This is a genomic window from Desulforegulaceae bacterium (assembly GCA_034006035.1).
In the GTDB taxonomy this organism is placed as follows: domain Bacteria; phylum Desulfobacterota; class Desulfobacteria; order Desulfobacterales; family JACKCP01; genus JACKCP01.
Map to the genome: position 1 here is coordinate 340,464 of JAVETN010000001.1, position 14,784 is coordinate 355,247.

Annotated in this window: 12 protein-coding genes; 6 read left to right on the forward strand and 6 right to left on the reverse strand. The window is 31.9% G+C overall.

Annotated features, from left to right (window positions below):
- Window positions 1–17 precede the first annotated feature (17 nt).
- From RBR53_01610 to RBR53_01625, 4 genes are all read left to right on the forward strand, one after another.
- Window positions 18–281, forward strand: a complete 264-nt coding sequence (locus RBR53_01610) for a phosphoribosyl-ATP diphosphatase (GenBank protein ID MDY0131340.1) — start codon at window positions 18–20, stop codon at window positions 279–281.
- A 43-nt stretch (window positions 282–324) separates the two neighbouring features.
- Entirely contained in the window at window positions 325–1,173 is an 849-nt protein-coding gene (hisG, locus tag RBR53_01615) for an ATP phosphoribosyltransferase (protein MDY0131341.1), read from the forward strand.
- A gap of 80 nt (window positions 1,174–1,253) precedes the next feature.
- Window positions 1,254–2,666 carry an FAD-dependent thymidylate synthase gene (gene thyX, locus RBR53_01620; GenBank protein ID MDY0131342.1) on the forward strand — a complete coding sequence of 471 codons (1,413 nt, stop codon included), beginning with the start codon at window positions 1,254–1,256 and terminating at the stop codon, window positions 2,664–2,666.
- Window positions 2,667–2,863: 197 nt separating this feature from the next.
- Window positions 2,864–4,750 (forward strand): class I adenylate cyclase, encoded by a 1,887-nt coding sequence (locus RBR53_01625; GenBank protein ID MDY0131343.1) that lies wholly within the window; start codon window positions 2,864–2,866, stop codon window positions 4,748–4,750.
- 8 nt (window positions 4,751–4,758) lie between these two features.
- Here the strand turns inward: RBR53_01625 and mtaB are convergent, their stop codons facing one another.
- From mtaB to RBR53_01655, 6 genes are all read right to left on the reverse strand, one after another.
- The gene (mtaB, locus tag RBR53_01630) at window positions 4,759–6,054 is read right to left on the reverse strand and encodes a tRNA (N(6)-L-threonylcarbamoyladenosine(37)-C(2))-methylthiotransferase MtaB (GenBank protein MDY0131344.1); all 1,296 of its coding nucleotides are present in this window, start codon (window positions 6,052–6,054) and stop codon (window positions 4,759–4,761) included.
- Window positions 6,041–7,096: a tRNA 2-thiouridine(34) synthase MnmA gene (gene mnmA, locus RBR53_01635; protein MDY0131345.1), complete on the reverse strand. Its 1,056-nt coding sequence runs from the start codon at window positions 7,094–7,096 to the stop codon at window positions 6,041–6,043. Before mnmA ends, mtaB begins: the two co-directional genes overlap by 14 nt.
- Window positions 7,097–7,099: 3 nt before the next feature.
- Window positions 7,100–7,525, reverse strand: coding sequence for an NIL domain-containing protein (locus RBR53_01640; protein MDY0131346.1), 426 nt, complete (start codon window positions 7,523–7,525; stop codon window positions 7,100–7,102).
- A gap of 172 nt (window positions 7,526–7,697) precedes the next feature.
- Window positions 7,698–7,898 (reverse strand): cold-shock protein, encoded by a 201-nt coding sequence (locus RBR53_01645; GenBank protein ID MDY0131347.1) that lies wholly within the window; start codon window positions 7,896–7,898, stop codon window positions 7,698–7,700.
- Between the two features lie 530 nt (window positions 7,899–8,428).
- Entirely contained in the window at window positions 8,429–9,103 is a 675-nt protein-coding gene (locus tag RBR53_01650; GenBank protein ID MDY0131348.1) for a class I SAM-dependent methyltransferase, read from the reverse strand.
- 43 nt (window positions 9,104–9,146) lie between these two features.
- Window positions 9,147–11,138, reverse strand: a complete 1,992-nt coding sequence (locus RBR53_01655; GenBank protein ID MDY0131349.1) for a ribonuclease catalytic domain-containing protein — start codon at window positions 11,136–11,138, stop codon at window positions 9,147–9,149.
- Window positions 11,139–11,275: 137 nt separating this feature from the next.
- On the opposite strand from RBR53_01655, the gene RBR53_01660 reads away from it, so the two are divergent.
- Together RBR53_01660 and RBR53_01665 are read left to right on the forward strand one after the other, a co-directional pair.
- Window positions 11,276–12,994 (forward strand): ABC transporter ATP-binding protein, encoded by a 1,719-nt coding sequence (locus RBR53_01660; protein MDY0131350.1) that lies wholly within the window; start codon window positions 11,276–11,278, stop codon window positions 12,992–12,994.
- Window positions 12,995–14,776: an ABC transporter ATP-binding protein gene (locus tag RBR53_01665; GenBank protein ID MDY0131351.1), complete on the forward strand. Its 1,782-nt coding sequence runs from the start codon at window positions 12,995–12,997 to the stop codon at window positions 14,774–14,776.
- The last annotated feature ends 8 nt before the right edge of the window (window positions 14,777–14,784 follow it).

A 14,784-nucleotide genomic window follows, 5' to 3' on the forward strand; every position in this document is an offset into this window, starting at 1 on the left:
ATTTTTAGGTATGAATAATGAAAAGTTTTGAAGAATTGTTTGAAGAGCTTAAAATGAAAAAAGATTCAAATGACCCCAACTCAGGAACTGTAAAAGAACTTAAGAGCGGCATCCATGAAATAGGGAAAAAGATTCTTGAAGAAGCAGGGGAAGTCTGGATTGCTTCGGAATATGAAGGTAAGGAAAAAACAGCTGAAGAAATTTCCCAGCTTCTATATCATATTCAGGTAATGATGCTTGCCTGTGATTTGACACTTGAAGATGTTTACAAATATTTATAGATTTTCAATAAGTTTTAAAAAAAGTTCAGGAGAAAATTGCCAAATGTTAAAAATAGCTCTTCCTAATAAGGGAAGTTTGTCTGAAGATGCAGTAAAGCTTGTAAAAGCTGCTGGATACTCATCAAGGCGTATAGGCAAAGAACTCATGGTTTCAGATTTAGAAAACATGATAGATTTTGTTTTTCTAAGACCAAGGGATATTGCTGTTTATGTGAGCAGAGGGATTTTGGATCTTGGAATAACAGGACGAGATCTTGCCCTTGACAGTAAAACCAATGTAAACGAAGTTTTTAAACTTGGGTTTGGAAAGTCTTATTTTTCCTATGCTTGTAAAAAAGGGGCTTTTGAATCAGTGGAGGAGCTGGATCATAAGCGGATTGCAACTTCATATCCGGAAATAGTTCGTTCAGACTTTAACAAAAGAGGGTTAAAAGCTGATATAGTAAAGCTTGACGGAGCTGTTGAAATATCAATCGAGCTTGGAGTGGCAGATGCAATTGCAGATGTGGTGGAAACGGGCAGAACTTTAAAAGATGCAGGTCTTGAAACTCTTGGAGATCCTGTTTTAAATTCAGAGGCTGTTTTGATTTCAAGGAATTTAAAAACACTTGAAAACAAGGAAGCTTATATTTTTACTGAAAGAATCAAAGGAATTTTAACTGCAAGAGAATATGTTATAATTGAGTATGATGTTGAAGAAAAACTCCTTGAAAAGGCAGCTGCTATAACTCCTGGGATTGAGTCTCCCACTGTTTCTCCTTTAAGCAAAAAAGGATGGATTGCAATAAAGTCCATGGTAAGAAAAAAAGAAGTTAATTTTATGATGGATAAACTTGTGGAGCTTGGAGCAAGGGGAGTTATTGTAATTGATATAAGAACATGCAGAATATAGTTTTTTTTAATTTAATTAGGTTAAGTCTGCTAAGCTTAAAATAAATTATAAGTTATAAATCAATTAAAAAAGAGTTTGCCATGATAAATTCAAAAGCTTTTATTTCAGGCCATACGAAAAAGCCTTCCAATTTTTGTCTTGCAGCAGCAAGAATTTCAACCACTAAAGGCAGTGCCCTTGAAATTTATAAAGATAGCATGGAAAAAGAAGACACCTCATTAATAGAAAAAGTGCTCTCCATGGGCCATCATTCTGTAAGTGAGCATATTTATTTCAATATAATTTTTGATAATGTATCTGTAATTACCGAACAATTTATGATTGAGTTTAGACTTGCATCTTTTACTGTAAAGTCAAGAAGATATGTTGATTATAAGAAGATGGGCTTTGTTTTTCCGGAATTAAGATTCAAGGATGATCTTTCTGAAGATGAAAAAAAAGAGCTTGAAAAAGAATATAATCAAGGAATGGAAGCTCTTTTCAAAGCTTATTCAGAGTTAACTGAAAATGAGGTTCCAAGGGAAGATGCAAGATTTATTCTGCCATATAGTTTCAGGAGTAATTTTTATTGCACTGTGAATGCCAGGGAATTGATGAAAATAATTTATTCTGCTTGCTATGGAAGAGGTTCAAAATATCCTGAGATAAAAAAATTAGGCAAGATGCTTTTGGAACAGGCAAGAGAAGTTTTTAAAGAACCTTTTTCCATGATAGAAAAAATTGCAGGTTTTAAAGATAATCTTCCTTTATTTACAAATTCTCTTTTAAATTCTCAGGTTCAAAGTAGCTGTCTTTCTGAAAAAAAAGTTGAGCTTTTGTCTTCAACAGAAAATGCTTCATATAAAATGGTTGTTTCACAAATTATTGGGCAAACAGGTATCTCAACTGAAAATGCCCAAAAAACAATTAAAGAAAACCCGAAAGTTTACAATGATATTATTTCTGAAACCATAGCAGACGGAAGGGCAAGAGCTTTAGAAAATATCAGCTTTGGATTTAGGATAAACAGAATAAGCCTTGCAGGGCTTACTCATCTTGTAAGGCATAGAATTCAGTCAATTATTGTTCCTGATCTTTCAACTGGGGTAAGGTTTGATGATTTTATTTTACCTGAAAGCATTAAAAACAATCCCAAGCTTAATGAAGTTTACAACAATTCTTATGAAAAGCATTTGGATTTATATAAAAAATTTAAAGAAAAGCTTAAATTTAAAGAAGATCTTGTTTATTTTGCTTTGGCAGGAATGAGACTTGATGTGGTTACTTCAATGAATGCCAGAGAACTTTTTCATTTTTTACGTTTGAGGACATGTATGAGAGCCCAATGGGAAATAAGGGAGTTTGCCTATGAAATGCTTTCATTGTTAAGAGCAAAAGAGCCCGATCTTTTTAAGAAAGTAGGGCCTGGTTGCTTTATGGACGGAGTTTGTCCAGAAGGTAAATTTACCTGTAAAAAAATGGATGAGGTTAGGCAATTAATTTCTAGACTATAATTATATTTTTTTTGGGCTTTGGCTTACCTGTATTTTTTGGAGAGTAAAATTTGCATTTTGTTCCCGAGCTTTGAAAAACTACAAGGGAGGGCACAATTGAACTTTTAAAGCCTAAAGCTTTGCACCCATGCGGATTTTTTTTCTCCCATGTAACATAATAATATTTACATCTATGACAGTTTATACGGTTGCTTGCCATGTCTATAATGGGCCTAGAAAAATTAATAAGAAGAAATAGTCATATATTTAGTTTATATAATGACAAAAGGAAAGCTCTTTTTAAAGAAATCGCCCCTAAAGAGAGTACTCAGATATTATATCTTTTGCCCTGGCTTCTCAGTGTTAATCATAAAAAATGCCCTGGTTATCTGCCTGATTTTAAAGGGGAATTTAAAATATTCGGGTTAGAGTCTGTTCCCTGGATGAAAAAAAAAGAAAAGTTGTTTAAAAAAAAGTTCAAAGTTGAAGATTTGAGACAGCCCTATGGGCAGAGCAGGGAAATTTGTGTTATTGATGGTGTTTATACCATAGGAAGTATAGGAACCCTTGCCCATACAGCATATTCCGATTGTGATATTTGGGTTTGTGTAGATTTTGAGAAGCTTGGAAACAAAAACAGGAGATTTTTAACCCAGAAAATAAATCTTATCAAAGACTGGTATGATGAAAACTGTAGAATTCCCATATATTTTTTTATTTCAGACATAGATAATATCAAAAAAGGTTATTTTGGGAAAGTTGATAATGTAAGTTCAGGCTCTGCCCAGAAAAATATTTTAATAGAGGAGTTCTATAGAACAACCATAGTTATTGCAGGAAAAATTCCTTTTTGGTGGCTTTGTGTAGATTCAGGGGAAAGCCTTGATTATGAATCAACCTTTGCTTCTGTTGAAAAGAGTCTTGGGGGAGGAAGTGAGTATGCAGATTTTGGTGCCCTCCCACCTGTAAACCCGGAAGAGTATTTAGGAGCTTCTTTGTGGCAGCTTCAGAAAGCATTTGCAAGTCCACTAAAGTCAGTAATTAAAATGGCTCTTTTGAAAAGGCAGATTGATGATCCAGGTAGAAGGCTTGCGGCAGACCTTTTCAGGCAAAAAGTTTTGCTTTCAAAATCAGAAGATTTTGTTGAGCCAATGACTTTTACCATGGAGCTCTTAATTCATAGTTTTGATACAGGAGTAAAGCCGGAAAGGCTCTCATTTTTAAAAGAATGTTTTTTTTTAAGATGCAATATAAATGTTTCAGAAAAAAATCCGCTAAAGAAAAAACTTGTCAGCTCTTTTTTAAAGAGTTCAAAGATTCCTAAAACAGTTGTTCGTGATCTTCAAAATTTTAAAAACTGGGATATGTCGTCTCAAATAAAACTTGGGAAACGTTTGGTCCAGGAGCTTTTTTCTTTTTATAAAACAATTGCTTCCCAGGGGAAGGCAAGCCTCCACATAAACTTAAGGGATCTAACTGTTCTTGGAAGAAAAATCACTTCAATTTATCAAAAGAAAAATGGGAAGGTAAATCTGATTCCAAAGCCGGCCGCTCAATTTAATCTTCTTGATATTACTTATGTTTATGAAAACAATAACTGGAAAGTTTTTGCTGGAAATGACCGTTCTTTTCCGTTATTTTCAGGACGTCATATAGTAAAGGCTGCAGCTTTTGCTGTTTGGAATGACCTTTTCAAGGTCGGCAGGGTAAGGATGGAACCCAATCGCACAAGTGTAAGTCTTCAGGAAATTGTTAATCTTTCCTTTAAATTAAAAGATTTTATAGGTAAGTGTGATGTGCTTGACAATTCGCCTCTTTTTTACCTCAAAAAGGAAAAAATCCAAAAAGTTCTTATTGTGGTAAGTTTTGAAGAGGTCCATTATGAAAAAAATATAAATAATTTTGCCATCATATATAAAACAACTTGGGGAGAACTTTTTGTTAAAAGGATTGAATCCCCATACGCACTTCAAAGTGAGCTAAAAAAAATTAAGAAAGATAATTCAGATTTTCAGATTGAGTTTTATCTACAGAGAAACAGCAGTTATTATGAGAAAATAATAAGACGAACCAGGGTTATAATTGAAAGGTCTTTTGGTTTTTAAAATTTATTTCAAATCAACTCTGATTCCATAAATCCAGTTTTTTGATCAAGTTTGAGTTTAACTTGTTTTATTTCATTTTTAAGTGAATTCTCACCTCTAACAAAAACAGAAACATAGTTTTCTGTAAAACCTTTTAAATTGCCTGTTTGCTTATCCCTTTGGTTTTCAATTAATACATTTTTAACTTTACCTGATTGAGATTTGTAAAATTCATCTTTTTTTAAATTACTCAGACTTCTTGCAAGTTGGCATCTTTTTTTTGTTATTTTACCGTTTATCTGGTTTTTAAATCCTGCTGCAGCTGTATTTTTTCTTGGAGAAAAAGGGAAGACATGAAAGTATGAAACAGGGAGTTCTTTTAAAAGGTTGAATGTGTTTTGAAAACAACTTTCTGTTTCACCTGGGAATCCAAATAAAACATCTACTCCTATTGAGGCGTCATTAATTCTGTTTTTTATTTTCAACACAAGTTCTTCTAAAAATTTTCTGGAATAGGGTCTTTTCATTTTTTTTAAAATATAGTCATCGCCGCTTTGAAACGGGATATGGAAATGAGGACATAAAATTGAAGTAGAAGCTCCTATTTCAATTATCTCATCAGTAATTTCATCGGGTTCTATTGAGCTTATTCTAAGCCTTGGAAATTTTTGATTGTTTTTTGCAAGATGTTTTATAAGGGAAGTAAAGTTGGTTTTGTTTTTTAAATCTTTTCCATAACAGCCAATGTGAATCCCTGTTAACACAACTTCTTTATATCCATTTTCTTTAAGCTTTACAAGTTCTTCAATTACCTGTTCAAAGGCCATGCTTCTGCTTCTTCCTCTTGAATATGGAATAATGCAATAAGAGCAAAAAGCATTGCACCCGTCTTGAATTTTGAGGTAAGCTCTTGTTTTTGTTGCTTTGTTTGGCGAAGACATAAACTTGAATTCTGTTTCTGAACATACTGAACTTATAATTGTATCTTCAAATGAGTCTTTGATTGTAAATTCAGGAATAAGGTTTTTTTTCCCTTGGGAAACAAGGGTTATTTTCTTATTTATTTTTTTTATTTCTTCAGGTTCTGTTTGAGAGTGGCATCCTGTAGCTATAATTTTTACTAAAGGATTTTTTTTAAGCTCTTTTCTTATTGCCTGTCTTGACTGCATTCCTGCTTTGGCAGTCACAGTACAAGTGTTTACAATAACAAGGTCTGGAGTTTCTTCATTTTGTTCATATCCGCTTTGTTCAAGTTGCATTGCTATTGAGTCAGATTCGTAATGATTGCATTTGCAACCCAGGGTAATGATTTTAAATTTTTTCATTTTTTACTATAAATCCTGCTCCAATAATTATTTCTTTGTCGTAAACAACAACGCCTTGGCCTGGAGTCACTGAGCTTACAGCGGAATTGAATTCAACCTTGAATAAATTATCCTTAATTTTTAAAATTTTGCCTTTTTGGCATTTCTGGGAATACCTTGTTTTAAATTGGGCTTCAAAAGGAAATTTTTCTGGGTATTTAAACCAATTGAAGTTTGACCCAAGAAGTGAATATGAATCAAGATCTTCTTTTTTTCCTACAATTATTGTTTTAGTTTCAGGGTTCGTTTCAAGAATATAATAAGGATGAGGTCCAGGGCAGTTTATTCCTTTTCTTTGGCCAATGGTAAAATTATGAACACCTTTGTGAAAGCCTATTGTTTTACCAGTTTTATCAATTATTTTACCTGGGGCAAAATCTAGTTTTTTGTCCTGTTCTAAAAATAATTTATAGTTTTTGTTTTTTATAAAACAAATATCCTGGCTCTCATCTTTTTGAGTTGGAGTAAGATTGAAATTTTTTGCAATTTTTCTGACCTGGGATTTTTTTAAGTGTCCAATTGGAAATATTGAGTTTTGAAGATTTTCCTTAAGAACCATTGAAAGAAAATAAGATTGATCCTTTAAGGGGTCATTTGCCTTTGCAATAAAAAGATTACCATCATTGTCTTTAATTGTTTTTACATAATGGCCTGTTGCAATTTTTTTTATATCTCTTTTGTTTGCTTCTTTAAGGAGAAGTCCAAATTTAATCAAGGGATTGCACATAAGACAGGGATTTGGAGTCAATCCTTTTGTATAAGATTTTTTAAAGTAAGATACAATTTTATCTTCAAAATCTTTTTTTATATCAATGAAAACAACAGGGAGATCAATTTTATCGCACATCTGGGTTATTTCATCTTTTATAACAGATTTTTTTTTGGACTCATAGCCGGTAAAAAAGTGAAATCCTGTTATTTCAATTTTTTTTCTTTTTAAAATAAAAGCAGCGACAAGTGAGTCTATACCGCCGCTTACAGCTACTGCTATTTTTTCTTTCATTTTTTAAAAAAAGTTTTCGTTTTTCGGACTTGCAATCATTGCCTTTACAGGGCAAGTCACTACGCAGAGTTCGCAGGCACTGCACTTATCCTGATCAAACTCAACAGTCATTTCAGGTCTTTTAATATAAAGTGCCTGGGTAAGACAAACAGCAGTACAAGCTCCGCAATGAACACAAGAAGCTTCATCTCTGATTATTTCCTGGGCGGCAGTTTTAACAGAGACTCCCTTTTCTTTAAGATATTTTACCCCTGAATCAAAGTTTGCAGCTGGGCCTGAAAGGTCAAGAACAAGAAGTCCTTCTTTTCTTGGAAGAATTTCAGCATGTAAAATAGCAAATGTCAGCCTGAAGTCTTTTGCAAGATTGCATACAAGAGCTTCGTGAGCTTGGTCCTCGGGAAACCTTAAAATAAGAATTTTGGAACGCAATTTTTTTCCTCCATTTTCAAAATAATACAAAAAATCATATTAAATTTTTTTTAATGGAATTGTCAAACTTTAGTGTAGATTTGTTTTAAATAGAACCTTGAAGTTTTTGGGAAAGATAAAAAAAGCATCCTTAAATGATTTAAGGATGCCGGGAAAGTCTTTGAAAAAAATATTATTGAGGAACTACATTAACTGCATTTTTTCCTTTGGGACCTTCTGCAATGTCAAAAACTACTTTTTGACCTTCTGATAGAGTTTTAAATCCATCCATGTTAATTCCAGTATGATGAACAAAAACGTCTGGTCCGTCTTCTTGTTCGATAAACCCATAGCCTTTACTTTCATTGAACCACTTTACAATTCCGTTTGCCATTTTAAACTTTTTCCTTAAATTATTTCTATTAATTGTTACTGGATTTCTCTTTTAAGAAGACCTTATTTTGGATTACAAAAAAAGATATGTTCTAAAAAAAGAAACCTGTTTGCGAAAAACTACTATTTGTTTTTCATAATTACAGAGTAACATACTTTAATTTTTAGGAAAAGTAAAAGGATTTTTAAAAAAAATATCCCCCTGAGTACTCAGGGGGATATTAAGAAGGAGAACAATGAAAAAAATAAAACTGTTTAGTAAAGGTAATTTTTTACAAAAGTTTTTTCTTAAGCCTTTGCAAAAATTCTAACTTAATATTTGTATATTACAATATTCATGCCATGTCTATAGATAATAAAAAAGATTTAAAAGAGTGTTGGCGTCAACAAAGTTCAGGTCTAGAATGTTGAGGATTTAACTGTTTTTAATTAAGAATCTTTGTTTATCAAAATTAAGCCTAGGTGTGTTTTGTTTAAGAAAGAAACAAGTCCTCTGAGTATATTTTACACTATGTATCTTTTTTAACCATTTCAATCTTTTTGAAAGCAAAAAACGTTAAGATGGTTGTCTATTGAAAGTTTGCCATGTTTTTCAGGTGCTTGTGAAATTAAGTTTTTAATCTTTGCCTCAATGCTTTCATTCCAGTTTATACCTGGTTTGTCTTTAATTTTAGAATTAAAAAAATCATTGTAACCATTAATGAGAAATTCGATTTTTAAATTTTTGGAGAAAAGTTTTTTGAAAGAAAGATTCTTTAGTTTTTTAATTTCTTTATTTGCTTTTTCCTTAAGCCTTTTCTCTGTGTTAATAAGGGCTGTTATTTTTCCATAGATCCCTTTATTATACATTGGTTCTATAATTAAAAGAGTCCCTTTGTTTTTTAACACCCTTTCTGCTTCTTTAAGAGCAAGGGCTTGACTGTTTTCTTCAATGTGGTGGAGAGACTGGCAAAAGAAAACAAAATCAAAAGATTGGTCTTTAAAGCAAAGGCTGGATCCTGAATTTGCAGCAAAATAAAGGTTGTCAGTTTTTAAATTCTTAAGCTTTTCAAAAAATGGTTCAATACCTATTGTAAGGGAGGTGTTTTTAGAGATAAATTTTGTAACTTCCCCGTTTCCACAGCCTATGTCTAGGGCAAAACAATTTTTGTTTTTTATTTGTGAAAGAATTGTTTTTTTTATTTTGTTTTCAGGATCTCTTATCATCAATGCTCACCTTTTTGCAATCTCAGCCGATTAACTGCTTTTCTTAACTTAAATGGACAGATAAAATGTCACTTCTGGCATTAACATTTTGAATTATAACAACAATATTGTCTCCTGGCTTTAAATTCATTCCAGATGTTGCAGGAAGTTTTGAGTCCATCATGTAATTGAGAAGAACAATTGAATAACTGTTAAACCTTTTATCTGAGATAACAAGAGCAGGTTCTTTTTCCCCTCTTTTTTCTTCAAGATATTTTAAAATCCAATATCTTTTTCTTTGGAACTGAACCCTTCCTATGCTTGACATTGTGTTGTCAAGCCTTGCTGTTATTTCATCTAGCTCTTCTGTTGAATAGGGAGTTTCTAGCCCAAAAACAGATTTTATCTGTCTTTGACATACCAGATCAAAATATTTTCTTACAGGAGAAGTTGATGTTATATATGAGTTAACTCCAAGTCCAAAGTGGGGTTCTGGAGTGGTAGAAATTATTACCCTGCTCATTTCTTTTCTTTGGAGGAACTGCATTAAAAGATCCCCATTGTCTCCTTCATAATATCTTGTTTCAGGTTTGGGCTGGCCTCTGAAAATTGCAGGAATGGAATTTGATTTTAAAAATTCAGCCATAAGATGATTTGCAATTATCATAAATTCTGAAACAAGAAGCCAGGAAGGAGTTTCCCTGTCTAAAACTTTTATTTCAATATTTTTATTTTCATCAACATAAACATCAGTATCAGGAATTGAAATATGAACTGCGTGGGATAAAAATCGTGTTTCTCTTAATTTTTTTGCCAATTCATAAAGTTTTGAAAGTTCATTTGAATTGCTTGAATTTATAAGTTCATCTGCTTCGTCATAGGTTATCTGCTCACTTACTTTTATAATTGAAGGAACTATTTTAAAGTCGCTTATTGAAAAGTCTTCTGTAAATTCAATTAAAACACTGATTGCAGGTCTTGTTTCTCCTTTAATCAAGCTTGATTTTTTTTCAGATATGCTAGGGTGGAGCATTGGTATTTTTTCGTCGGGCATATAAATTGAACTTGCCCTAAGCATGGCATTTCTATCTATTGGTGTATCTTTTTTAATTGAAAATGCAACGTCGGTGATATGAACGCCGGCTGTTAGTTTTTCATTTTTTTCCTCAAAACTTAAGGCATCGTCAAAATCTTTTGTATTTTTGCCGTCTATTGTAAAAATTTTTAAACCTGTAAGATCTTTTCTTTTTGAAAGATCTAAATCCAGGGTCTCTTTTTCAAGATTTTTAACTGACTCAATTATGTTGTTTGAAAAGTTTCTTTCAAGATCATATTTTAATAAATCTGTATTTTCATCATTATCCCAGACTCCAAGTCTTGTAAAAAGTTTAAAAACTTTAAGTCCGGGCTCTGTTCCTGCTTCTTTGAATATTTCCCTTGCAAGTTCGCTTTGATTTGATTCATTTTCAAGAAGGTAATATGAGGAAAGAATGTTTATCAGATCAAGTTCTTCAGTAGGCATTTCAGGATTTTGCATGTTCATATTTTTCTTGAGCCAGCTGCCTCCTTTTTTGATTATATTTTTTTTCCTCTCTTCTTCCTGTTTTTGTATTTTTAGTTGCTCTACCTGTTCAGGAGTAAATGGAAGATATTGTGAGTGATTGAATTTAAAATAGAGCCTGTCATAAAACATTGCCCTCATTAAAGCTGATTTTTGGAAAGGTTCGGGGTTGTCTCCAAACCAAAGTTCGGAGACAGAATCCACATCTATCCAGTCTGACTCTGTATTTAAAATTTCCCATAAGGATTCTATGTCAACTTCTTTTGAGTTTTTTTCAGATTCAGCTGAAAAATCTTTTAAAATTTTTGAGATATTTTCCCTTGATTGTTTTAAGGGGATTCTTTTTTCAGATGAAAGGGAAATTCTTTTTTGCGATATATTAACTTCCCTGTTGTTTTCATTTAAAATTCTTAATCTGTTTTTTTTGATTTCAAGAACTGCAGCAGAAAGAATTTTTTGGTCATCTATATATTCTACAACTTGTCCTTCATTCATAATTAAATTTTTATTGTCCCCTCATTTTCCTCAAATAGAGATTAACCTTGTTTACAAATTCAATCATAAATATGATTTACTTTGAGCCATTGATTGTATAGATTTATATCTTTTTATTAACAAAAATGGATCTATTTATGTCTTTTAAACTTGTTTTACCATATTTTAAGGAACACTTTGTTAAAATTATATCAGGAATACTTATCCTCCTGACTGTTGATTTTTTTCAACTTTTAATACCATATCTGACAAAAAAAGCTATAGATGTAATAACATACAATAAAAATGATTTTAATAGTGTTTTAAAAGTTGGGCTAATAATTGTTTTATCAGGCTTTTTAATTACTTTTTTAAGATATTGGTGGAGAGTTTTCCTTATAGGGACATCAAGGCATATTGAAAAAGGAATAAGGGACAGTCTTTTTTTTAACATAATGAATTTTAAGGTTGGTTTTTTTGATCAGGTAAAAACCGGAGATATAATGGCAAGGGCCACCAGCGATCTTGCCCATATAAGAATGGCTTTTGGAGTTGGAATAATTGCATTTACAGATGCTGTACTTCTCGGAAGTGCTACAATAGGAATCATGTTTTATCTCAATCCTAAGCTTGCTGGTTTAGCACTTATTCCCATGCCTTTTATTGCCCTTTCTACACGGGTTTTGGGTAAAAAAATGCATGATTATCATACAGATGCACAGAAATCATTTTCAGATCTAATGGAAAATATGAGGGAAAGCTTTTTGGGAATAAGGATAATTCGGGTTTTTAACTTTGAAAAGTTCATTAATAAAAAAGTTGATTCATATTCTTTGGACTATTTTGAAAAAAGCCTTAAAAGAGCAGTAATTCTTTCTGCGATCAAACCATTGATGATTTTTTTCCTTAACTTATCTCTTTTTATAATTCTTTTTTACGGAGGCTTCCTCGTGATGGAGGGAAAAATCACCTCAGGTGATCTTGTTGCCTTTATTCAATATTTAAGCCTTTTAGCCTGGCCTGTGATGGCTCTTGGCTGGATGACCAATCTTATGCAAAGGGGGATTGCCTCGCTTAAAAGAATTGAAGATATCTTAAATTTAGGTGAATCTGTTTTTGAAGAAGAAGCTAGAAGTGAGGAAATTAAAAAAGTTGAAGAAATAAGCTGTGAAAATCTTTGGTTTAGTTATGAAAATGAAGAGTATGTGTTAAAAAATATAAATTTTTCTCTTAAAAAGGGTGAAATGCTTGGAATAACCGGGCCTCCAGGAAGTGGTAAATCAACCCTTGCGGCTATTATTTCAGGTCTTTATGAGCCTTTAAAAGGGAGTGTTAAATTAAACGGGAAAGATTTAAGAACTATAAAAATTAAAAACTTAAGACAAAAAATTACATTTATGCCCCAGGAATCTTTTATATTTTCAGGGGAATTAAAAGAAAATATTGTTCTTGGCCAGAATTATGATTTAGAAAGACTTAAAAATTCAATTAAATTATCCTGTCTTGAATCTGATCTTGAAAATATGCCCCAAGGTCTTGATTCTATAGTAGGAGAAAGGGGAACTGCTCTTTCAGGGGGACAAAAGCAAAGGACAGCAATTGCAAGAGCTCTTTATAATCCAGGCGATATTATCATTTTTGATGATCCAATAAGCCAGGTTGATTCAAATACAGCAAGGTTTTTAATTGAAAACTTAAAGAGTTTAAGCGAAGATAAAATTCTTATTGTTATTTCAAACAGAATATCTGCAATTTTGAATGCTGAAAAAATTATGGTTTTGAAAAATTATGAAGCTGAAAATATAGGTTCCCATGAATATCTTTTAGAAAATAATAGGTTTTATAAAAAATCATCTAAGATTCAGGGTGTTTTGTAAATGTTCCATTCAATTGAATCCAAAAAAATTAAAAAACTATCTGACTTTAAGGTTTTAAAGGTTTTATACCCGTTTATTAAACCCTATGTTAACCATCTTCTTTTATGTGTTTTATTGATCTTTTTTATAACTGCTCTTGAGCTTCTCCTTCCTTATCTTACCAAAAAAGCCATAGACGGATTTATTCTTTCTGAAGTTCAAGGTGCTTCTCTTTTGTTTGGAATAGAAATAGATTCTTTTTATAAACTGTCATTTCTTTTTCTTAGTGTAATTGCCCTTGTTTTTGTCTTTGATTTTTTTCAATCTCTTTTTATGGAGTTCACGAGTCAGAAAATAATTTATAATTTAAGGAAAGAACTGTTTTTTCATATGACCCATCTTCCAATTTCATTTTACGACGATAATAGCACGGGTCGTCTTGTTAGCAGGGCAGCAGGCGATATTGACAATATGAATGAAATGTTTTCATCAATCCTTGTTTTTATATTTAAGGACCTTGTTTTAATGATTTCTGTTGTTGTTATAATGTTTTTTTATGATCTTAAATTCGCATCTCTTGTTGTAGTTGTAATTCCTTTTGTAATTGCCCTTGTTTTATTTTTTTCAAAAATATCAAGAAAAGCTTTTGCAACAATGAGGGAAAAGATTGCAGGAATAAATCACAGTTTTTCAGAAAATATTTCAGGAATAAGAATAATTCATACAAACAATTCTTTTAATTATTTTTACAAGAAATTTCAAAAACTTAATTTTGAAAATTTTAAGGCTGGAATGACCCAGGTAAAAGTTTTTGGTATTTTTATGCCTTTAATTGAACTTTTCAGTCTTTTTTCCCTTTCAATAATTTTGGTGTATGGAGCTTCAAGAATTAATGAAGAAGCAATTACAATAGGAGTGCTTGTTGCTTTTATTTCTTATATGAAAATGTTTTTCAGGCCTGTAAGAGACTTGTCTGAAAAGTTCAATCTTATTCAAAATGCTCTTGCATCGGCAGAAAAAATTACTGGGATTCTTAATGAAGAAAAAGAAGCTGATAAAAAAGGAGCTTTGGATTTCAATGAAGAAATTGAAGAGATTGAATTTAAAAATATTTGTTTTTCATATAAAAAAGGAGAGACTGTTCTAGACAATATTTCTTTTAAGATAAAAAAAGGACAGTCTCTTGGGATAGCAGGACACACAGGAGCAGGGAAAAGCTCAATAATTAATCTTATCACAGGTTTTTACAAGCCCGATTCAGGGGAGATTTTAATCAATAAAAAAAATATGGATTTTTACAAAAAAAATCAAATAAGAAAAAAAATTGCACTTGTTATGCAAGACCCCGTGGTTTTTTCAGGGAGTTTAAGGCAAAATCTTCTGCCTGAAAACAAAAGTTTTGATAAAAACTTTTTAAATCAGTGCCTTAAAGACGCAAATTGTAAGTTTGCATTTAAAAGTAAGCAGGGAATTGAAATGAAAATAAAAGAAGGTGGAATGCCGCTTTCAAGTGGAGAAAAACAGCTATTGTGTATAGCAAGGGCTTTTGCCGCAGCTCCTGAGTTGATTATATTTGATGAAGCAACTTCCTATATTGATTCAGGATCAGAAAAATTAGTTCATGATGCAATGAAAAAACTAATGGAAAAAAGAACCTCAATAATGATTGCACACAGATTGAGTACAATTAAACACTCAGACAATATTCTTGTAATAAAAGATTCAAAAGTATGTGAATCAGGAAACCACAATGAGTTGATAAAGAAAAAAGGTGAATATTATAACCTCATTCTAAGCGGGTGAATTATCGT

Coding starts and splice junctions, on each gene's coding strand:
- RBR53_01610 (MDY0131340.1), top strand. CDS start 18: ATGAAAAGTTTTGAAGAATTGTTTGAAGAGCTTAAAATGAAAAAAGAT.
- thyX (MDY0131342.1), top strand. CDS start 1,254: ATGATAAATTCAAAAGCTTTTATTTCAGGCCATACGAAAAAGCCTTCC.
- RBR53_01625 (MDY0131343.1), top strand. CDS start 2,864: ATGTCTATAATGGGCCTAGAAAAATTAATAAGAAGAAATAGTCATATA.
- RBR53_01665 (MDY0131351.1), top strand. CDS start 12,995: ATGTTCCATTCAATTGAATCCAAAAAAATTAAAAAACTATCTGACTTT.
- mtaB (MDY0131344.1), bottom strand. CDS start 6,054: ATGAAAAAATTTAAAATCATTACCCTGGGTTGCAAATGCAATCATTAC.
- hisG (MDY0131341.1), top strand. CDS start 325: ATGTTAAAAATAGCTCTTCCTAATAAGGGAAGTTTGTCTGAAGATGCA.
- RBR53_01660 (MDY0131350.1), top strand. CDS start 11,276: ATGTCTTTTAAACTTGTTTTACCATATTTTAAGGAACACTTTGTTAAA.
- mnmA (MDY0131345.1), bottom strand. CDS start 7,096: ATGAAAGAAAAAATAGCAGTAGCTGTAAGCGGCGGTATAGACTCACTT.
- RBR53_01655 (MDY0131349.1), bottom strand. CDS start 11,138: ATGAATGAAGGACAAGTTGTAGAATATATAGATGACCAAAAAATTCTT.
- RBR53_01650 (MDY0131348.1), bottom strand. CDS start 9,103: ATGATAAGAGATCCTGAAAACAAAATAAAAAAAACAATTCTTTCACAA.
- RBR53_01645 (MDY0131347.1), bottom strand. CDS start 7,898: ATGGCAAACGGAATTGTAAAGTGGTTCAATGAAAGTAAAGGCTATGGG.